Annotated in this window: 18 protein-coding genes; 6 read left to right on the top strand and 12 right to left on the bottom strand. The window is 70.2% G+C overall.

The genetic code is table 11. The annotated features are described in order from the left end of the window. Positions 1–16 precede the first annotated feature (16 nt). From ACWDR4_RS04325 to fabG, 5 genes are read right to left on the bottom strand one after another with little or no spacing between them, the layout of a single operon-like run. Complete coding sequence (locus ACWDR4_RS04325; RefSeq protein WP_450403710.1) at positions 17–811, bottom strand: SDR family NAD(P)-dependent oxidoreductase; 795 nt, start codon at positions 809–811, stop codon at positions 17–19. Between the two features lie 18 nt (positions 812–829). Continuing rightward, a complete protein-coding gene (locus ACWDR4_RS04320; RefSeq protein WP_450403707.1) occupies positions 830–2,038 on the bottom strand; it encodes an acetyl-CoA acetyltransferase in 1,209 nt (402 codons plus the stop codon). Further along, complete coding sequence (locus ACWDR4_RS04315; protein ID WP_450403704.1) at positions 2,035–3,471, bottom strand: OB-fold domain-containing protein; 1,437 nt, start codon at positions 3,469–3,471, stop codon at positions 2,035–2,037. The genes ACWDR4_RS04320 and ACWDR4_RS04315 overlap by 4 nt, the downstream gene beginning before the upstream one ends. 1 nt (position 3,472) lies before the next feature. Further along, positions 3,473–4,717 carry an acetyl-CoA C-acetyltransferase gene (locus ACWDR4_RS04310; protein WP_450403701.1) on the bottom strand — a complete coding sequence of 415 codons (1,245 nt, stop codon included), beginning with the start codon at positions 4,715–4,717 and terminating at the stop codon, positions 3,473–3,475. Positions 4,718–4,739: 22 nt separating this feature from the next. Beyond that, positions 4,740–5,486 carry a 3-oxoacyl-ACP reductase FabG gene (fabG, locus tag ACWDR4_RS04305; protein ID WP_450403698.1) on the bottom strand — a complete coding sequence of 249 codons (747 nt, stop codon included), beginning with the start codon at positions 5,484–5,486 and terminating at the stop codon, positions 4,740–4,742. A gap of 113 nt (positions 5,487–5,599) precedes the next feature. On the opposite strand from fabG, the gene ACWDR4_RS04300 reads away from it, so the two are divergent. Further along, positions 5,600–6,817: an acyl-CoA dehydrogenase family protein gene (locus ACWDR4_RS04300; protein WP_450403695.1), complete on the top strand. Its 1,218-nt coding sequence runs from the start codon at positions 5,600–5,602 to the stop codon at positions 6,815–6,817. A gap of 29 nt (positions 6,818–6,846) precedes the next feature. On the opposite strand, the gene ACWDR4_RS04295 is transcribed toward ACWDR4_RS04300, so the two are convergent. The 3 genes from ACWDR4_RS04295 to ACWDR4_RS04285 are packed head-to-tail and all read right to left on the bottom strand — an operon-like array spanning position 6,847 to position 10,011. Beyond that, positions 6,847–7,680, bottom strand: coding sequence for a carbohydrate ABC transporter permease (locus tag ACWDR4_RS04295; protein ID WP_450403692.1), 834 nt, complete (start codon positions 7,678–7,680; stop codon positions 6,847–6,849). Continuing rightward, on the bottom strand, positions 7,677–8,732 hold the full coding sequence (locus ACWDR4_RS04290; RefSeq protein ID WP_450403690.1) for an ABC transporter permease subunit: 1,056 nt from the start codon (positions 8,730–8,732) through the stop codon (positions 7,677–7,679). Before ACWDR4_RS04290 ends, ACWDR4_RS04295 begins: the two co-directional genes overlap by 4 nt. Position 8,733: 1 nt before the next feature. Further along, positions 8,734–10,011, bottom strand: coding sequence for an extracellular solute-binding protein (locus ACWDR4_RS04285; RefSeq protein ID WP_450403688.1), 1,278 nt, complete (start codon positions 10,009–10,011; stop codon positions 8,734–8,736). Positions 10,012–10,401: 390 nt separating this feature from the next. Between ACWDR4_RS04285 and ACWDR4_RS04280 the strand changes: the two genes are divergently transcribed. Then, a complete protein-coding gene (locus tag ACWDR4_RS04280; RefSeq protein WP_450403685.1) occupies positions 10,402–11,154 on the top strand; it encodes a DeoR/GlpR family DNA-binding transcription regulator in 753 nt (250 codons plus the stop codon). Next, the gene (locus tag ACWDR4_RS04275; RefSeq protein WP_450403684.1) at positions 11,151–12,512 is read left to right on the top strand and encodes a 6-phospho-beta-glucosidase; all 1,362 of its coding nucleotides are present in this window, start codon (positions 11,151–11,153) and stop codon (positions 12,510–12,512) included. The genes ACWDR4_RS04280 and ACWDR4_RS04275 overlap by 4 nt, the downstream gene beginning before the upstream one ends. Here ACWDR4_RS04275 and ACWDR4_RS04270 read toward each other — a convergent pair. Together ACWDR4_RS04270 and ACWDR4_RS04265 are read right to left on the bottom strand one after the other, a co-directional pair. Continuing rightward, a complete protein-coding gene (locus ACWDR4_RS04270; RefSeq protein WP_450403681.1) occupies positions 12,497–13,078 on the bottom strand; it encodes a DUF2889 domain-containing protein in 582 nt (193 codons plus the stop codon). The two genes, ACWDR4_RS04275 and ACWDR4_RS04270, sit on opposite strands and share 16 nt — an antisense overlap. Next, on the bottom strand, positions 13,075–13,941 hold the full coding sequence (locus ACWDR4_RS04265) for an enoyl-CoA hydratase-related protein (RefSeq protein WP_450403679.1): 867 nt from the start codon (positions 13,939–13,941) through the stop codon (positions 13,075–13,077). Before ACWDR4_RS04265 ends, ACWDR4_RS04270 begins: the two co-directional genes overlap by 4 nt. 189 nt (positions 13,942–14,130) lie before the next feature. Between ACWDR4_RS04265 and ACWDR4_RS04260 the strand changes: the two genes are divergently transcribed. The 3 genes from ACWDR4_RS04260 to ACWDR4_RS04250 all read left to right on the top strand — a co-directional run bounded on the left by ACWDR4_RS04260 (position 14,131) and on the right by ACWDR4_RS04250 (position 16,868). Beyond that, positions 14,131–14,934 (top strand): FadR/GntR family transcriptional regulator, encoded by an 804-nt coding sequence (locus ACWDR4_RS04260; RefSeq protein WP_450403678.1) that lies wholly within the window; start codon positions 14,131–14,133, stop codon positions 14,932–14,934. Positions 14,935–15,038: 104 nt separating this feature from the next. After that, positions 15,039–16,220: an amidohydrolase family protein gene (locus tag ACWDR4_RS04255; protein ID WP_450403675.1), complete on the top strand. Its 1,182-nt coding sequence runs from the start codon at positions 15,039–15,041 to the stop codon at positions 16,218–16,220. A gap of 120 nt (positions 16,221–16,340) precedes the next feature. Next, complete coding sequence (locus ACWDR4_RS04250; protein WP_450403673.1) at positions 16,341–16,868, top strand: hypothetical protein; 528 nt, start codon at positions 16,341–16,343, stop codon at positions 16,866–16,868. A gap of 35 nt (positions 16,869–16,903) precedes the next feature. Here the strand turns inward: ACWDR4_RS04250 and ACWDR4_RS04245 are convergent, their stop codons facing one another. Both ACWDR4_RS04245 and ACWDR4_RS04240 read right to left on the bottom strand, forming a co-directional pair. Further along, positions 16,904–18,010, bottom strand: a complete 1,107-nt coding sequence (locus ACWDR4_RS04245) for a serine hydrolase domain-containing protein (protein WP_450403671.1) — start codon at positions 18,008–18,010, stop codon at positions 16,904–16,906. After that, complete coding sequence (locus ACWDR4_RS04240) at positions 18,003–19,466, bottom strand: class I adenylate-forming enzyme family protein (protein WP_450403668.1); 1,464 nt, start codon at positions 19,464–19,466, stop codon at positions 18,003–18,005. The genes ACWDR4_RS04245 and ACWDR4_RS04240 overlap by 8 nt, the downstream gene beginning before the upstream one ends. Between the last annotated feature and the right edge of the window lie 4 nt (positions 19,467–19,470).

The raw sequence follows: 19,470 nt of genomic DNA, 5'->3' as shown, positions 1-19,470 counted from the left end.
TCCGGCCCGCGCTTGTTCAGGCGTCGCGCAGGTCCGCGACGTACGGCTGATGGGACAGCAGCCCGCCGTCCACGCGCAGGGTGTGCCCGGTCATGAAGGCGGACTCGTCGGAGGCGAGGAAGACGACCGCCGAGGCGACGTCCTCCGGGAGCCCCAGGCGCGGGGTGAGGTGGTGGCGCAGCATCGCCTCCCTGATCGCCCCGTGCGCCGAGCCGGAGCTGGCCGGCGTGACGATGAAGCCGGGCGCGATGGCGTTGCAGCGCACGCCCTGTTTGCCGTACTGGGTGGCGACGTACTGCGTGAGGTTGATGAGGGCGGCCTTGGAGGCGCCGTACGCCGGGTTGCGCAGATCGCCCGCGAGGCCGGCGCCGGACGAGGTGTTGACGATCGAGCCCCCACCCCGCGCGATCATGTGCGGCACTGCGGCCTGGATGGCGACCATCGTCCCGCGCAGGTTGATGCGCATCGTGTCGTCCCAGACCGCCGGGTCGGCATCGACGACGGCGAGGTCCAGGCGGGCGGCCAGATGGGTGGCCGCCGCGTTGTTGTGCAGCACGTCGAGACCGCCGTACGTCTCGACGGCCGTGGCCACCAAGGCCCGTACGCTCTCCACGTCACCCAGGTCGACCGCGACCGCCGTCGCGGAGCCCCCGGCGGCGCGGATCTCCTCCGTCACCGTCTTGGCGCCGTCGAGGTTCAGGTCGGCGACGACCGTGTGCGCGCCCTCGGCGGCCAGGCGTCGTGCGGTGGCGGCGCCGATGCCGGACGCGGCCCCGGTGACGATGGCGATCTTTTCGTCGAGTCGTCCCATGTTCCCGAACCGTCCTTCCTAGTCGGTGAGTTGGCTGCCGACGACCGACACGAACGAGACGCATTCGCCGGGTCCGCCGCCGAGGTTGTGGGTCAGGGCGAGCGAGCGGCCCTCGGCCACGGATGTGACCGTCCGCTCGGGCGGGGCCTCGCCGCGCAGTTGGAGCCAGGCCTCGAACATCATGCGCAGGCCGGAGGCGCCGATGGGGTGGCCGAAGGCCTTCAGGCCGCCGTCGGGATTGACCGGCAGCGAGCCGTCCAGGTCGAACGCCCCGCTGGTGACGTCCTTCCACGCCTGACCGCGCGCCGAGAAGCCCAGATCCTCCATCAGCACCAACTCCGTGGGTGTGAAGCAGTCGTGGACCTCGGCGAGGGCGAGTTCGGCGCGCGGGTCGGTGATGCCGGCCTGCCGGTAGGCCTCCTGGGCGGAGGCGACGACCTCGGGGAAGGTGGTGAAGTCGTACGCCGGGTCGAGGAGCCCGTCCGCCGGACCGGCGACGAAGGACAGCGCCTTCACGAAGATCGGCCTGTCGGTGTACTTGTAGGCGTCCTCGGCGCGTACGACGATCGCCGCCGCCGAGCCGTCCGAGACACCCGAGCAGTCGAAGACGCCGAGCATGCCCGCGACGATCGGGGCCGACCGGATGCGCTCGGGCGACACCTCCTTGCGGAACTGGGCGCGGGGGTTGCGGGCGCCGTTGACGTGGTTCTTCCAGGCGATGCGGGTGATGACGTCCTTCATCTCCTCGTCGGCCAGACCGTACTTGGCGGCGTAGGCGGGCGCGAGGAGGGAGAAGTTGGCGGGGGCGGTGATCTCGCCCCGGCTGTCGTCGCCCGCGCCCGGGATGGCGGTGCCGGACAGCCCGGACATGCCGGAGTCCTTGAGTTTCTCCACCCCGACCGCCATGGCCATGTCGTACGCGCCGGAGGCCACGGCGTAACAGGCGTTGCGCAGGGCCTCGGAGCCGGTCGCGCACATGTTCTCGACACGCGTGACCGGCTTGTTGGGCAGGTGGAGCGCCCGGCTCAGGGTCAGTCCGGACACGCCGGAGGCCTGGGTGCCGAACCAGAAGGCGTCGATGTCGTCGAGGGTGACGCCGGCCGAGGTGACCGCCTCGCCGACGGCGTCGATCAGCAGGTCGTCCGCCGAGCGGGTCCAGTGCTCGCCGAAGGGCGTGCAGCCCATGCCGACGATCGCGACGCGGTCCCGGATTCCGTGCGAGCTCATCGGCCTGTCTCCTCTTCGTCGATCCGCACCGGCCGGGCCTTCCAGAAGTAGTTGTGGACGCCGGACGCCGTGACCGTGCGCCGGAAGGTCATCTCCACCCGGGCGCCGATGACGGCGTCGGCCTCGGTGGCGTCGGTGAGCTGGCAGCGGAACCGGCCGCCGCCGTCGTAGTCGACGACCACGACGAGCATCGGCGGACTCGGCGTGTGCGCCAGCCGGTCCACGGTGAACGTGGCGACCGTGCCGCGTACGTGTTCCATCGGCTCGTCGGTCATGGCGTCGACGCTCCGGCAGGAGGTGCACACCCGGTCCGGCGGCAGATGCCGGGTACCGCACTTCTCGCACCGGGAGGCGACGAAACCGTACTTCCAGGCGGTACGGCGGTGGGCGGGCGGTGCGTAGGGCGGCTCGGGGTCCGGGCGGCGGGGTGGTTCGCGGTCGAGGAGGCCGCGCCAGGTGAGGTAGGTGGCGTACGGGATCGGGGCGCTCCCCGCCGCGACCTGGGCGGCGACCGGGCGAGGGCTGCGGTGGGCGGGGAGCGCGTCGGTGGTGCGCAGGAGGAGGACTCCGGCGCCGTCGCCGAGGACGACGAGCGCGATGACCTCGCCGGGGCGGGCCCGGTCGAGGACGTCGGCGAGGAGCAGACCGGGCTGGGCGGTGCCGGCGTTGCCGATCGCCGCGGCGAGGTCCGGGGTCGCCGCCTCGGGTCGTACGCCCGCTGTCCGTCGTACCGCCGCGCACGCGCGCGCGTGCAGGCCCGCGACCACGAAGTGGTCGATCGCTCCGATGTCGAGGGCCGCGTGGTCGAGGGCCGCGGTGAGCGCCTTGTCCGCCAGGGACACGTAGATCTCCTCGGCGAAGCGCTCCTCCCAGACCCGGGAGGTGGGTGCGCCGGGCAGCCGCCAGCGGTCGAGGATCTCGTCGCTGACCGTGTCGTGGGCGAGCAGTTCCGCGATGACGGGGGCGCCGTTGCGGTGGCCGCCGAACATGAACGCCGCCGCGCCGTCGCCGCCCGAGGTCTCGTCCGCGCCTCCGGGCAGGCCGGTGCGCAGGTCGGACAGGACGGCCAGCGTCGGGACCGGGGAACGGGCGGCGGTGACCAGCGCGCCGAGGCCGGAGCGGACCGAGCCGGCCATGTCGGCGGCGAGGACGTGCTCGTCGAGGCCGAGCGCCGCGTGGACGGCGGTCGCGTTGGTCTTGTCGAGGTAGGCGGGCGCGGCGGTGGCGAGGAAGAGCTGGCCGATGCGGGCGCGCAGCCCGTCGCGGGCCAGGGCGACACGGGACGCCTCGACGGCCAGGGAGGTGGTGTCCTCGTCGTAGCCCGCGACCGCGCGGGTGCCCTTCCCCGCTCCGGTGCCGAGTACGGCGGCCACGTCCGCGCGGGCGAGGCGGTGGTACGGCACATAGGCGCCGTAGGCGATCAGTCCGGCCATCTCAGCGTCCTCCGGAAGTGTCGTTGCGGGGCCGTTCGAAGACTGCGGCGAGGCCCTGGCCGCCGCCGAGGCACATGGTCTCCAGGCCGTAGCGGGCCTGGCGGCGGTCGAGTTCGCGCAGCAGGGTGGCGAGGATGCGTCCGCCGGTGGCGCCGACGGGGTGGCCCAGCGAGATGCCGGAGCCGTTGACGTTGAACCGCTCGAAGTCGGTCCCGGTCAGGCCCCATTCGCGGGTGCAGGCCAGGACCTGGGCGGCGAAGGCCTCGTTGAGTTCGATCAGGTCGATGTCGGCGAGCTTCAGCCCGGCCCGCTCCAGGGCCCTTGCCGTGGCGGGCACCGGGCCGATGCCCATCGTCTCGGGCGGTACGCCGACGACGGCCCAGGAGACCAGGCGGCCCAGCGGGCGAAGGCCGAGTTCGGCGGCGCGCTCGGGGTGGGTCACGATGCACAGCGCGGCGCCGTCGTTCTGCCCGCTGGCGTTACCGGCGGTGACGGTCGCTTCCGGGTCCTGGCGGCCGAGGACGGGGCGCAGCTTCCCGAGCTTCTCCAACGAGGAGTCGGGGCGCGGGTGTTCGTCGATGTCGACGACGGTCTCGCCCTTGCGGGTCCGTACCGTGACCGGCACGATCTCGTCGGCGAACCGGCCCTCCCGCTGGGCCGCGAGGGCCTTCTCGTGCGAGCGCAGGGCGAGTCGGTCCTGCTCCTCTCGCGGGATGCCGTACTCGCGGCGCAGGTTCTCGGCAGTCTCCAACATGCCGCCCGCGACAGGGTGGTTGACGCCTCCCGACGTGACCCGGCCGCGCGCCAGCCGGTCGTGGAGCGTGGTCCCGGGGCCTCGTACCCCCCAGCGGACGTCGGTCGTGTAGAACTCGGCCTGGCTCATGGACTCCACTCCCCCGGCCAGGACGAGGTCGCTCGCGCCGGTCTGCACCTGCATCGCCGCGGTGATGACCGCCTGGAGTCCGGAGCCGCAGCGGCGGTCGATCTGGAGTCCCGGCACCTCCACGGGCAGGCCCGCGTCCAGGGCGGCCACCCGGCCGATGGCGGGGGCCTCGCCGTTCGGGTAGCACTGGCCCAGGAGGATGTCGTCGACGGCGGCGGGCGGGATACCGGTGCGGTCCAGGACGGCGCGTACGACCGTGGCGGCCAGCTCGGTCGCCGCCACGTCGCGGAAGACGCCTCCGTAGCCACCGACAGGTGTACGCACGGGTTCGCAGATCACCGCGTCACGCAGAAGGGCGGGCATCAGGCATGCCTTTCGTGAGTGGTCACATGTACCGGCCGCCGGTCACCTCGACCACGGCTCCGGTGACGTAGCTGGCCAGGTCGGAGGCGAGGAAGAGGACGACCTGGGCGACTTCGGCGGGTTCGCCCGCGCGGCCCAGGGGGATCTCCGCGAGCTTGGCGTCCCAGGCGGCCGGGGGCATCGCCTCGGTCATGGCGGTGCGGATCAGGCCGGGCTGTACGGCGTTGACGCGGATGCCCGCCTTCGCCAGCTCCTTGGCGGAGGCCTTGGTGAGGCCGACGAGGCCGGCCTTGGCGGCGCTGTAGTTCGTCTGGCCGAAGTTGCCGACCTTGCCGGCGATGGAGGAGATGTTGACGATGCTGCCGCCGTGTCCGTGCGCGCGCATCGCCTCGGCGGCGAAGCGGGTGCCGTTCCAGGCGCCGGTGAGGTGGACGTCGACGACGGCACGGAAGTCGGTGACGGCCATCTTGCGCAGGGTCGCGTCCCGGGTGATCCCGGCGTTGTTGACCATGACGCCGACCGGTCCGAAGGTGTCGGCGCAGTGGGTGACCAGGGCGGCGACCTCGTCCTCGTCGGTGACGTCGCAGCGCAGCGAGGTGGCGGCGACGCCGTTCTTGGCGAGGCGTTCGGCGGCCTCCGCGGCGGCGTCCTCGTTGATGTCGCCGAGGACGATCGACGCGCCCTCGCCGCCGAGGACGGCGGCGATCTCGAAGCCGATGCCCTGTGCGCCGCCGGTGATCACCGCGTGTCTGCCGTCCAGCAGTCCCATGTCAGCCCGCCTCCGGCTCGACGCTATTCCTCTCAAATAGATAACCTATTATGCTCAAACAATCAATACAGCGATGAGCTGTGCGAGCGGGGCCGGACGAGGAGAGAAGCCAGGTGGACATCAGCTATCCCCCGGAGACCGAGGCGTTCCGCACCGAGGTCAGGGAGTTCCTCTCCGAGACGCTGCCGCCGGGCTGGACGGGCATCGGCGCTCTGGACGAGGAGGCGGCCTGGATCTTCGCCCGGGACTGGCGCCGACGGCTCGCCGAGCGCCGGTATCTCTCCCTCACCTGGCCCGAGGAGTACGGCGGACGCGCTCTGTCCAAGCTCCACCAGGTCGTCCTGATGGAGGAACTGGCCCTGGCCGGGGTGCCGTTCGGGCTGCCGCAGGACACCTTCGGCGTGAAGATGCTGGCGAACACGCTGCTGCGGTGGGGCACGGAGGAGCAGAAGGCGCACTTCCTCCCCCGCATCCTGAGCGGCGAGGACACCTGGTGCCAGGGCTACTCGGAGCCGGACGCGGGTTCGGACCTGGCGTCGCTGAGGACCCGCGCCGTGCGGGACGGCGAGGAGTGGGTGATCGACGGCCAGAAGGTGTGGACGTCCGGCGCCCACCACAGCGACTGGATCTTCGTCCTGGCCCGGACCGACCAGGACGCGTCCCGGCACCGCGGGATCTCCTTCCTCCTCGTCCCGCTGGACCAGCCCGGCGTGGAGGTGCGGCCGTTCCGCATGATGAGCGGGCAGCTGCATTTCAACGAGGTGTTCTTCAACGGCGCCCGCACCCGCGCCGATCTCGTCGTCGGCGGCGTCGACAACGGCTGGACGGTCGCCCAGAGCCTGCTGGGCGTGGAGCGCGGCGAGGAGGCGGCGACGAACCCCCTCCTCTTCAAGGCGGAGGTCGAACGGCTCGTCGAGCTGGCCCGGCTGTACGGCAAGGACCAGGACCCCGTCGTCCGGCAGCGCATCGCCTGGTGCTGGTCCAAGGTCGAGATCATGCGCTACCTCGGCTACCGGATCCTCACCGGCTGGCTCAAGGGCGCCGAGCCCGGCCCCGAGTCGTCGATCGCCAAGCTGTACTGGAGCGAGTACCACACCGAGGTCACCGACCTGGCGATGGACATCATGGGCCTGCACGGCCAGGTACCGGTCGGACGCCAGCCCCTGCGCACCTACCGCGCCGACGACCCGGGCGCCGCGAACTCCTCGGCGTCCTGGTCGACGACGTACCTCATCGCCCGCTCGGGCACGATCTACGCGGGCACCTCCCAGGTGCAGCGGAACATCCTCGCGGAGAAGGTGCTGGGCCTGCCGCGCGAACCGAGAGCCTGATCACCTGCTGTCGAACACGCCGGCCGCCGTCAGCGCAGGGCACCCTTGGTGGCGTCGGCGATGAACCCGCGGGCGAAGAAGGTGAACACCAGCACCAGCGGGATGACCGACAGCAGCACCCCGGCCATCACCATGCTGTAGTCGGTGGAGTGACCGGCGTACAGCTGGGCCAGCGCCACCTGAAGGGTGAGCTTGTCCGGGTTGACCAGCATCACCAACGGCAGGATGTAGTCGTTCCAGGCGGCGATGAATGTGTAGATGCCGAGGAACGCCAGGGCCGGGCGGACACACGGCAGGACCACGTGCCAGTACAGCCGGAAGAACCCGGCGCCCTCCATCCGGGCGGCGTCCAGCAGTTCGTCGGGGACGCTGGTGGTGGTGTACTGGCGCATCCAGAAGATGCCGAACGCGTTGGCGGCGGCTGGCACGATCAGCGCCTTGAGGGTACCGAGCCAGCCCAGCTGCACCATGATCTCGTACTGCGGGATGATCGCCAGCTGGGTCGGCAGGATGTACATCGACAGCAGCACGCCGAAGAGGAACTTCTTGCCGGGGAAGTCGTACTTGGCGAAGGCGAACGCGGCCAGCGAGTCGAAGAACAGCACCAGGACCGTCGTACAGACCGCGACGATCATCGTGTTGGACAGCGCTCCGAAGAAGTCCATCCTGTCGAACAGGTGCTGGATGTTGGTCAGCAGGTTGCCGCCGAACCACAGCTTCGGCGGGTAGCTGTAGATGTCCTGCGAGGTGTTCGTCGCCATGACGACGATCCAGTAGAACGGGAACACCGAGACGACCACGCCGAGCATCAGGATGACGTGGACGCTCAGGCCCCGGACGCGTTTGCGGTTCAGGCCGTTCATGGCCGTGGCTCCTTACGCTGCACCAGACGCCAGTTGATGAGGACGATGAGCAGGATCAGCAGGAAGAAGGCCCAGACGATGGCGGCGGCGTAGCCGAAGTCGTTGTTGTCGAAGGCCTGGTGGTAGAAGTACAGCAACGTGGTCAGACCGGCCTGGCCCGGTCCGCCGGAGTTGGGATTGGTGGCCGCCTCGCTGCCGAAGAGGACCTGCGGTTCGGTGAAGCTCTGCAGACCGGTGACGGTGGAGACCACCACGGTGAACAGGATGATGGGCCGCAGCAGCGGGATCGTGATGGAGAAGAAGATCCGCACCGGGCCGGCCCCGTCCATCCGGGCCGCCTCGTACAGCTCCGAGGGGATCGCCTGGAGACCGGCCAGATAGATGATCGCGTTGTAGCCGGTCCACTGCCAGGTCATCAGCGTCGCGATCACCAGTTTGATCGTCCACTCGTTGCTCATCCAGGGCACTGCCGAGACGTGCAGCGACTTGAGGATGGCGTTGATCAGGCCGAAGTTGTTGCTGAAGACCGCGCCGAAGAAGATCGCGATGGCCACCAGCGAGGTGATGCTGGGGATGAACAGGGCGACCCGGTAGAAGGCCGTGAAGCGCTTGGTGGAGTTCACCAGCACCGCGAGCACCAGCGCCAGGAAGAGCATCGGGACGGTCGACAGCACCCAGATGACCAGGGTGTTGCGGACGGACATCCAGAAGATCGGGTCGTCCCACAGGAAGCGGAACTGCTGGAACCCGACGAACTGCATGTCCCCGATGCCGTCCCACTTCTGGAACGCCAGGTACACGGTGTAGAGCACCGGGAAGAGCATGAAGACGGAGAAGATCAGGTAGTACGGCGAGATGGCCACGTACTGCGGCCAGTGCCTGGCGACCCGCCGCCGGGGCCCGGGCCGGGACCCGGCCGACACCGGCCGGATCCGTGGGGCGCGCCGCCCCGGACCGCGTGAACGGTCCGGGGACGGCTGCCCGGCGGGGCCGCTGTCGGATCCGGAGGTCGGTCCGGTGGGTGCCGGGCCGGCTACCGGGGTTGACGACATGTCACTTCACTCCCTGACGCTCGGCGATCTGCTTGGCCTGGCTGACCGCGTCCTTCCAGGCCTCGTCGGGGTCCTTGCCCTTGGCCTCGATGCTGGTCAGCTCGCTGTAGAAGGGCGCGGAGACCGCCGCGTCGGCCGGTGCCTCGTAGGCGGAGGGGATCTTCTCGGCCGCCGGGCCGAAGATCTCGATGGTCTTCTGGCCGCCGAAGAAGGCGTCGCCGCCGGTCAGCGCCGGCAGCTTGTAGGCGGCCGGGGCGGTCGGGAACAGGGCCGCGTCGGTGAAGCCGCGGGCCTGGTTCTCCGGGCTGAGGATCCAGCTGATGATCTTGAAGGCTTCCTCGGGGTTGCCGCTGGTCGCGGGGATCGCCAGGAAGGACCCGCCGAGGTTGGACGGCCCGCCCGGCAGGCTCGCCACCCGCCACTTCCCCTTGGTGCCCGGGGCGGCGTTGCTGATGTCCAGCGCGTGCCAGGCGGCGCCGATCTCGGTGCCCAGGGCGCCGTTGCTGATCGCGGCGTTCCAGGTGTTGTCGTTGATCTTGGCGTCGATGCCGAGCGTGTAGGGCTTCACGGCGGTGGTCCAGGCGGTGCGGATGTGGTCCTGGTCGCCGATGAACTTGTTGTCCTCGTCGATGAACCGCTGGGTGCCCTGGCCGATGATCATGCCGAACACCGCGCCGATGTTGTTGACCAGGAAGGTCTTGGGGACGGCCTTGTGCAACTCGACGCCGGCCGCGAAGTAGTCGTCCCAGGTGGACAGTTGGGCGGAGACCTTGGCGGGGTCGGTGGGCAGTCCGGCCTGCGCGAAGAGGTCCTCGCGGTAGAACGTGGCGCAGGGGCCGATGTCGATCGGGAAGCCGATGAGCTTGCCGTCCTGCGTGGTGGCCTGCTTGAGCTTCCACGCCAGGTAGTCCGGGACCAGCTTGTCCGCACCGACGGTCTTCAGGTCGATGAACCGGTCGGCGTTCGGGAGGAAGGAGGCGATGTCCTCGCCCTTGACGCCGGTGATGTCCGGGGCGGCCTGCGCCGAGCGCAGACCGGTGAGCAGCTTGGTCTTGAAGTCGCCGCCGACCACGGAGGTCTTCAGCGTGATGTCGGAGAAGTGCGTCTTGGCGTCCGCGACGACCTTGTCGCTCAGGCCCCCCGACCAGTACCAGAGGGCCAGGTCCTTGCTGTCCTTGCTGCCGCTCGACCCCGATCCGCCGCCGCACGCGGCGGTGGCGCCGGCCGCGGCGGCCGTCAGTACGGCGGCTTGGAGGAATCGTCTGCGGGAAAGGTCCACGGTCTTCTCCTAGATTTCGGCGAGTCCGGATGTCCGGCATGTCCGACAGGACGTGTGGGTCGGGTGCGTCATGTGCTGCGTCATGTGCGTCGTGTGCCGTGGTGGGGACGCGGCGGGAGGGCCGGGTGGCTGAAGAGCATCGGCGTGGGTGGGCAACCCTTCAGCCACCCGGGGTGTGTGTCCTGGTCCTCTCAGACGGTGCCGACGCGTCCGTGACGGCGGAATATGCCGTTCATCCGCTTCGGCCGACCGGAGTGGGGTCCGGACCTGGCTCCGAATTACGCAAGAGAGTGCACCCGGTGCGCGGGTTTGACAAGGGTCAAGCAGATATCGAGACATTCATGCGCGACTTTGCTTGAGTTTGGAGCGTTCGCGAGTATGGTCTGCCGCATGCTCCCTGACCGAAGACATCAGCTGATCCTGCGCGCCCTGCGCACGGACGGGCCCACGTCGGTGGTCGCCCTGGCCGAGAAGGTCGGGGCGAGTGAGGCCACGATCCGGCGCGACCTCGCACAACTGGAGGACGAGGGCCTGCTCAAGAGGGTCTACGGCGGTGCTGCCCCCGTCGTGGGCGAGGACGATCCGTTCGCCGACGTGGCCGGCATCCGGGTCGAGGCGAAGGACGCCCTGGCCGCCTGGTGCGCAAACCTCGTCAGGGACGGCGAGACCGTGCTGCTCGACATTGGCACCACCGCCCACCGGGTGGCCCGCCAACTGCACGGCCGGTCCCTGACCGTGATCACCAGCAATCTGGCCGTCTACGAGGAACTCCAGGACGACAAGGACGTCCAGCTGATCCTGCTGGGCGGTGTGGTGCGGCGCGACTACCGTTCGCTGGTCGGTTTCCTCACCGAGGACAACCTGCGCCAGGTCCATGCCGACCGGCTGTTCCTCGGCACCAGCGGAGTCCGCCCCGACGGCCAGGTGCTGGACACCACCGCCGTCGAAGTGCCCGTCAAACGGGCGATGATCGCCGCCAGCGCCCAGGTCGTCCTGGTCGCGGACACCGGAAAGTTCCCCGGCACCGGAATGGCCCGGGTGTGCGGTCCGGAGGAACTCGACGTCGTGGTGACCAACGCGCCGGGCGACGAGAAAACCTGTAATCGGCTGCGCGAGGCGGGAGTTGAGGTGGTCGAAGTATGAGACTCACGATCCTGGGCGGCGGGGGCTTCCGCGTCCCGCTGGTCTACCGGGCACTGCTGGGCGACCGAGGCGAAGGGCGCGTCACCGACGTGACCCTGTACGACCTGGACGCCTCCCGGCTCGCGACGATCCGCAGGGTCCTCGCCGACCAGGCGGCCGGACACCCCGACCCTCCGACGGTCACCGCCACCACCGACCTGGACGAGGCGATCACCGGAGCGGACTTCGTGTTCTCCGCGATCCGCGTCGGCGGGCTCGCGGGCCGGGCGGCGGACGAACGCATCGCGCTGGCCGAGGGTGTTCTGGGCCAGGAGACCGTCGGCGCGGGCGGTATCTCCTTCGGGCTGCGCACGGTCCCGGTGGCGGTCGCGATCGCCCGCCGCATCGCCGCCCTGGCGCCCGACGCCTGGGTCATCAACTTCACCAATCCCGCCGGTCTGGTCACCGAGGCGATGACCGCGCACCTGGGCGACCGGGTGATCGGGATCTGTGACTCCCCGGTGGGCCTGGGCCGCCGCGTGGCCGGGGCGCTCGGCGTCGATCCGGCGCGCGTCAGCCTCGACTACGTGGGCCTGAACCACCTGGGCTGGCTGCGCGGCCTGTACGCCGACGGCCGGGACCTGCTGCCGTCGCTGTTCGAGGACGAGGCCGCGCTGACCTCCTTCGAGGAGGGCAAGCTCTTCGGCGCCGACCTGCTGCGCACCCTCGGCGCGCTGCCCAACGAGTACCTGCACTACTACTACTTCAGCCGTGAGTCGGTGCGCTCGGCGGGGGCCGCCGAGCAGACCCGGGGCGCCTTCCTGCACTCCCAGCAGCAGCGCTTCTACGACTCCCTGGAAGCCGCCGACAGCTCCGCACCGGCGCCCCGCACTGCCTGGAACGCCTGGGACGCCACCCGACTGGAGCGCGAGGTCACCTACATGGCGGAGAACCGCGACGCCGTCGGCATGGGCGACCGCGACTCCTGCGACCTGGAGTCCGGCGGCTACGAGCAGGTGGCTCTCGCCCTCATGCGGGCCATCGCCCGGGACGAGCGGGCATCCCTCATCCTCAACGTCCGCAACCGCGGCCGGATCCCCGTCCTCGACGACGACGCCGTCATCGAGGTCCCCTGCCACGTCGACGGCAACGGCGCCCACCCCATCGCCGGAGCCGCGCTGCCCGAACACGGCACGGGTCTGGTGTGCTCGGTCAAGGCCGTCGAACGCGCGGTGATCCGGGCGGCCACCACCAGTGATCGCGCACATGCTGTCAAGGCTCTGACGATCCATCCCCTGATCGACTCGTACGCCGTCGCCAAACGCCTGCTGGACGCCTACCAGGGGCACTTCCCCGAGCTGGCCTACCTGGGCCGCTGACGCTCGAAGGTCTCGACCGGCGGGACCGGACGCGGCCCGCTCCCCGGGCGCCAGCCCGCGTCGAGCTTGCGCAGACCCACCCCGTCCGGCGCCCAGATGTGACAGCTGTCGAGCACACCGGCGGTGGGGCTCGGACCGACCGAGGGGTCACCGCCGTCACGGCGCCGTACGTAGGCGGACAGGGACGCCTGGACGACCGCGGGGCCGAGCACGCGAGTCAGTTCGTACAGGTGGGTGCATCCGGAGACACCCCGGAACCGCTCCTGGATCGCCCGGTTGTACCCGGCGGCGACGCCGAGCCCGACGAGACCGTCGAAGACAGGCGTGATGCGCGGGCACTCGGCGTGCGGAAAGCTCCGCATGTCGGCTTCGGCGGCCACGATCACCATGTCCGCGAGACGGACGCGCACGGCCAGCACCATCCGGTGCACGACGGCGGCCGACGGCTCGGCCCACGGCCGCTCGTCACGCAGCTCCGCCTCGACCGAGATCTCGTCACCGCCCTCCTCCGCGTAGGCGGTGACGGCGACGGTACGGCGGTGCAGCGGGACTTCGGCGCGGGTCATGACGAGATCTCCGCCGGCTCCGAGGTCCCCACCGGCTCTGCCCCGTCCTCGCCCGGCTCCGGCACGGGCTCCCCCAGCCCCGCGAACTCGGGCTGCCGGCGCTCGATGAAGCTGCGCACACCCTCGCGGTAGTCCGGGGCACGCTTCGCCGTGGCCAGGAGGGCGGCGGCATGGTCGCGGCTCTCGGTGAAGGACCTGGCCTGGTCGTCGGCGAGCTGCCGCTTGATGAGGGACATGGCGTACGGGCTGGCCGAGCGGGCCAGTTCGGTCGCGTACGCGAGTGCCGCCGGGAGCAGGTCCTCCGGCTCGGCCAGGCGGTTGACCAGGCCCAACGCCAGAGCCTCCGTCCCGGTGATCCGGCGCGAGGACAGCAGCAGATCGACGGCGTTGCCGTAGCCGACCAGCCGGGGCAGGATCCAGGACACACCGTCCTCGGCCACCAGGCCGCGCGCGCTGAAGGCGGCGGCGAACTTGGCCTGCGGGACGGCGAAGCGGACGTCGCACATCAGCGCCTGGTTGAACCCGATGCCCGCGCAGGCACCGTTGATCGCCGCCACGACGGGCTTGGGGAAGGACATGGGACGGGTACGCGGGGGCAACTGGTCCGTCGGCCACGGGCGGGCGCCGGACGACGCCCCGTCGAGCACGCTCATGTCCATCCCCGGACAGAAACTGCGCCCGGCGCCGGTGAGCACCACGGCCCGTACCCCTGGATCCTGCTCCGCCCGGTCGAACAGCTCGTTGTAGAGCAGCTCCATCTCCAGCGTCCAGGCGTTGTGCCGCTCGGGCCGGTTCAGGGTGAGGAGCATGACCCCGTCGGCGGTGTGCTCGGTGAGGATCACCGGGGTCGGCTGCTCGGTCATCGAGGTCACTCCCACGGGCCCGTTGGCTTTGCAGCCAAGCTTTATAGCTAGATGAATCATCTATATACCAAGGACGGGCCGGGCGCCAGATCAGCTGCCGCGAAGGGAAGATCACCCAACCCTTGACCTGGTACCCTCGATGCACTAAGACGATTCATTTTGCTATATCCGAAACAAGGAGCGCCCACTGTGGCCGAGGCAGCCCGCGCAGCAGAAACGGCGGCCGTGCCCGCCACGACCCGCACCCGCGTCGGACGCCAGGTGCGGGTCCCGAAGACCGCCGAGCTGGTCGCCGCGCATCTGCGCCGCCAGATCGTCCGGGGCGAGCTGAACCCCGGCGACGCGCTGCCGCCGGAGTCGGGCCTGATGGAGCAGTTCGGCATCTCGCGGCCGACCCTGCGCGAGGCGTTCCGTGTGCTGGAGTCGGAGTCCCTGATCACCGTGCGGCGCGGCGCCCACGGCGGCGCCCGGGTGAGCGCGCCGGACTCGGACGTCGCCGCCCGCTACGCCGGTCTGATCCTGGAGTACCGCGGCGCCACCCTGGGTGACATCTACCGCGCGGCGGCCCTCATCGAGCCGCCCTGCGCCCGCCAGCTGGCCGTCAAGCACACGGCGGAGGACATCAAGCGCCTGCGTGACGCGGTGGCGAACGAGAAGGCCGCCCTCGACGACCCGCTCTCCCTGGTCGAGGCGCAGGACGCCTTCCACGCCCTGCTCATCGAACTCACCGGCAACCAGACCCTGATCCTGCTGTGCGGCATGCTCCGCAACATCATCGACCGGGCCAACGCCTCGTACACCGCCGCTGCCACCGACGCCGAGGCCCAGAAGGCCCAGGCCCTCAAGGGGCACCGCGCACATGTGCGGCTGGTCGGTCTGATCGAGTCCGGCAAGGCGGACGAGGCCGAGAAGCTCTGGCAGCGGCACATCTCCAGCGCCGACGACGTGGTCAACGCGGCCGGACCCAAGACGGTCCTCGAACTCATCGACTGACCCCACCCCCGTCATCATTCCGGACCCACCCCTTGCCTCCTGGAAACAGTTAGATAATTATAGGAGGCGTACTGAATAGATCCTGGGGTCCGGAGGCGACGGCCATGGCCGAACAGCGCAAGCGCATCTTCGACTGCGACCAGCACATGTACGAGGAGCGGGACTCCTTCACCCGCTACCTTCCGAAGGAGTTCCTCGGTGCGGCGGTCGCACCGGTGACGCTGCCGGACGGGCGGGAGGTGATCCTCGCCGGTGACCGGATCGTCGTATGCCTTGAGCCGGAGTTCGGTCAGGTCTACCGTCCCGGCTCACTGAAGGAGATGCTCAAGGCGATGGCCTCGGGCAATCCGGAGGAGACCTACCAGTTCGAGCCGATGCACGAGTCGTACCAGAACCGCGAGGCCCGGCTGCGGGTCATGGACGAGCAGGGCCTGGACCAGACGATCATGTACCCGGGCGGCTGGGCACTGGTCGCCGAGGAGTACGTGAAGGGCGTCGAGCCGCTCTACGCCAACTACCACTCGTTCAACCGCTACATGAACGAGGTGTGGGGCTTCAACCACCAGAACCGCATCTACGCCCCCGCGCTGCTCTCGCTGCGCGATCTGCCCAGCGCGGTCAAGGAGTTGGAGTACGTCCTGGAGCAGGGCGCCCGCTTCATCCTGCTGCCCACGGGGCCGGTGTACGGCCGCTCGCCGGGCGACCCGTACTTCGACCCGTTCTGGAAACTGGTCAACGAGGCCAAGGCGAGCGTCTGTTACCACATCAGCGAGTTCTACTACAACTCGCAGGTGGCGCCCTCGTGGGGCTTCGACCCCCACCCGATCCACTTCCGGATGTCGGCCTGGCAGTGGCAGAACACCTACGGTCAGCGTCCCGTCGAGGAGACGCTGTCCGCACTGATCTTCGACAACCTCTTCGGCCGGTTCCCCGACATCAACGTCCTGGTGTCCGAGTTCGGCGCCGAGTGGGTGCCGCACTTCGTGCGCCACATGGACAAGAGCCGGGGCATGGGCCGCAACGGCCCCTGGATCGGCGGGCAGTTGGACGAGCGGCCCAGCCAGGTCTTCCGCAAGCACATCCGCGTGGTGCCCTACCCCGAGGACGACACCGTGGCCCTGGTCAAGCGCCTCGGCTACCACGAGTCCATCGTCATGGGCTCCGACTTCCCGCACGCCGAGGGGCTGGCCAACCCGGCCGACTTCCGCAAGCTGATCTCGGAGCTGGACGAGTCCGTCCAGGACGACATCATGTACAACAACGCTCAGCAGCTGATCAGCCGCTGAGCATCGCAGTCCGGTCGAACAGCCCGGTACCGGTATCTGTACCGGGCTCAGCCATTTCCCACCTGGGCGCTCTGGCACGCCAGGCAGCCCTGCGATCTAATCGTGGCTGTGGATGGGAGCGTGGCAGCCGTCATCGGTGCGGCAGTCGGGGCGCTGGGAGGACTTGGCGGCGGCTGGCTCTCGGTGATGGGACAGTCCCGGCACCATCGTGAGCAACGGCGTGCCGAGCGTGAGCGTTGGCGCGATGAGATGAGGCGCGATGCGTACACCGCATTCTTGGCGGCTACGCGCCAACTGAACGCGGCATTGTGGAAGGCCGCCGACCAACTGTCCGCGCAGGCCGCCCCGCCGGCCGAATGGCAGGCGGCCCTGTCGGAGACGCACGATGCCTGGGCCCGGTTCAGTACGGCTTCGTCCGCGGTGGCCGTGGTGGGCCCGGCGGCGGTGGCCGCGACTGCGGCAGACTTGCACCGGGCCATGCGAGAGTGGGAAATGATCGGCGTGAAATGGATACGCGCGGCGATCAGAGACGGCGAGCCGCACGTGGACGACTATCGCGCTCGATTCGCTGCGACTGCCGGTGCCAAGCAGATCCCCCTGGCATCCTTTCAACAGGCCGCCCGCGAAGCACTCCAGACCGAGCACTGAACCCGCGGGAGGTTCAGGAACACCCGGGGAGAAGCTCAGTCCGTCAGGCTCGCCGCCAAATTCGCGATGTCGGCAAGAAGGGCGGTCCCGCGCGGGGTGTGGTCGTAGCCGGCGAGCGGGTAGCCGTTGCTGAGGCAGGCGAAGGACAGGCCCGACTCCGGGTCCATGAAGCCGAGTTGGTAGGCGGCTCCGGCGCTGCCGAAGAGCGCGGGCGAGCCGGTGGACGGCAGGTTGCTGCCCGCGTCGGGTCCGGCCACGGTGACGAACAGCCCCATGCTGGTACGGCGGTTGCCGCCACCGCCGTAGATCTGTTCGCCGTACGGCTGCTCCGTGAACCGGATCCGGGTGCCCTCCGCGACCGCGGCCGGCTTCCACAGGCCCGAGTGCTCCAGCGCCTGGAAGTAGAGCGCGACATCGGCGGCGGTGGCGACCAGGGCGTGGCTGGGCTCACCGGCCGCGAGCACGCGCGGGTCGGACAGGTACCAGGGGCCCCAAGGGTCGGCCTCCTGGTCGTCGCTCGTGCGGTCGGTGGCGAGCATCGGGGCGACCGTGCCGGGCTGACGGTCGACCGGCACTCCGAGTTCGATCGACGACAGGCCAAGCGGCCGTACGACCTTCTCGTGCAGGTAGTCGGCGAAGGCCAGGCCCGTGCGTCGCTCGACGATCTCGGCGATCAGCCAGGCGGCCGAGGTGAGGTGGTACTGGAAGCGGGTGCCCGGCGGGTAGTCCAGCCGCCAGCGGCCGAAGGCGGCCAGTCGCTGTTCGCGGTCCAGCATCTTGGGGAGGCCTAGGGGCGCGAAGGGGAAGCCGGCGGTGTGCGTGAGCACCTGCTCGACGGTCACCGTCTCCTTCCCGTTCGGCGCGAACTCCGGGATGATCGCGGCGACTTGCTCGCCCACGGACAGCAGCCCCTCGCCGATCAGCTTCCACACCACGCCCGCGACGATCGACCGTCCGACGGACTGCAGCACGTACCGGGTGGCGGGGCCCGCGTCACCGTAGGTCTCGAAGGCCAGCAGCCGGCCGCCCCGGGCGACGGCGACCTGCGCGGACGGCAGGGGGCCGTGTTCGACCTCCCTGCGGATCCGGCTCAGCAGCGTGTCGAGCCGCTGCGGGTCCAACTCGTCGACATCATCAGGCACTTGCTCCTCCTTCGTACGGCTCGCGCAGCCGACGGCGTACGACCTTGCCGTTGGCGTTGCGCGGCAGGTCGTCCACGAACCACCAGCGGACGGGGACCTTGAACCCGGACAGCCGGGCGCGGGTGTAGTGCCGGAGGGCCTCCGGCCTGGGCGGATCGCCGGGGTCGGCCGGCACGACGAAGGCGACGACGGTCTGGCCGAGCCGCTCGTCGGGCACGCCGGTGACCGCCACGTCCGCCACGCCGGGGTGGGCCGCGAGGAGCGTCTCGACCTCCAGGGGGTGGACGTTCTCACCGCCACGGATGATCATGTCGGTGCCCCGGCCGTAGAGGTAGAGGTAGCCGTCCTCGGCCACGCGCCCCAGGTCACCGCTGTGCAGCCAGCCTTCGGCGTCGATCCGGAAGAAATGGTCGGCGCGGCCGTGGATCTCGCCGATACCGTCCGGACCGGCGCCATGGACCCTCACCTCGACTCCGGGGGCGGCTCGCCCCACCGACCGCAGCAGCTCGGTGCGTCCGGCGACCGCCTCCCGGTGGTCCTCCGGCGTCAGCACGCTGATCGGCGAACCCTCCGTCTGCCCGAACATGTTGAGCATGCGGACGCCGGGCATCGCCTCGTACGTCCGGCGCAGGGTGCCGGGGCGGACGGGTGCGCCGCCGTACTGGAGGGTGCGCAGCGTCTCGTGGCGTGCCTCGCCCGCCGCCAGCAGGGTCTCCAGCATCGCCGGGACCATGCTGGTGTGCGTGGTGCCGAGGTCCCGCAGCAGGGTCCAGCCCTCGACGGTGAACCGGGGCAGGCCGGTGATCAGGGCTCCGGCGGCGAGGGCGACGGCGATGTTGCCGAGGCCGGCGATGTGGTGGAAGGGGGCGCTGCCGCCGTAGAAGCTGTCGGGGTCGAGTCCGCAGAGCTGTCCGTTGACGCGGGCGCGGGCCGCCAAGCGTCGTTGGGTCATGGGGACCGGTTTGGGCAGGCCGGTGGTCCCGGAGGTGTGCAGGACGGCTGCGAGTTCGTCGGGTACGGCCGTCAACTCCCGTGCACTGGTGCGCAGTTCGGGGACGACGGCGACCCGTCGGCCGGACAGCTCGGCTACCTGTCCGCCGAGGGTGGCGAACTCGGGCTGCGCCAGGAGGATTTGGGAGTCGGTGCCCTTGACGACCGCCGCGAGTTCGTACGGGGTCATGCGGACGCCGAGCGGTGCGAGCGGATGCCCGGAACCGGCGCCGCCGATCACCAGGGCGAGCGCGTCGGCGGAGGTGGCGGCCAACGCCGGTACCGGTGCGCCGGGTTCGAGGCCGAGCGTGTCCAGCCAGTCGGCCGCGCCGGCGGCCCGGTCGAGGAGTTCGCGTCCGGTCCAGGTCAGGTCGCCGAAGCGGACGGCGGGGCGGGCGTGGTCGTAGGCGCGGCTCACCATGGCGGTCCAGGTGGCCGCCAGTTCGGGCTCCTGCGCGCCGCCCATCGGC

Source organism: Streptomyces sp. NPDC000878 (genome assembly GCF_053599695.1).
The sequence above is the reverse complement of the archived record's forward strand: the minus strand, read 5'-3'. Positions and strand labels throughout refer to the sequence as shown.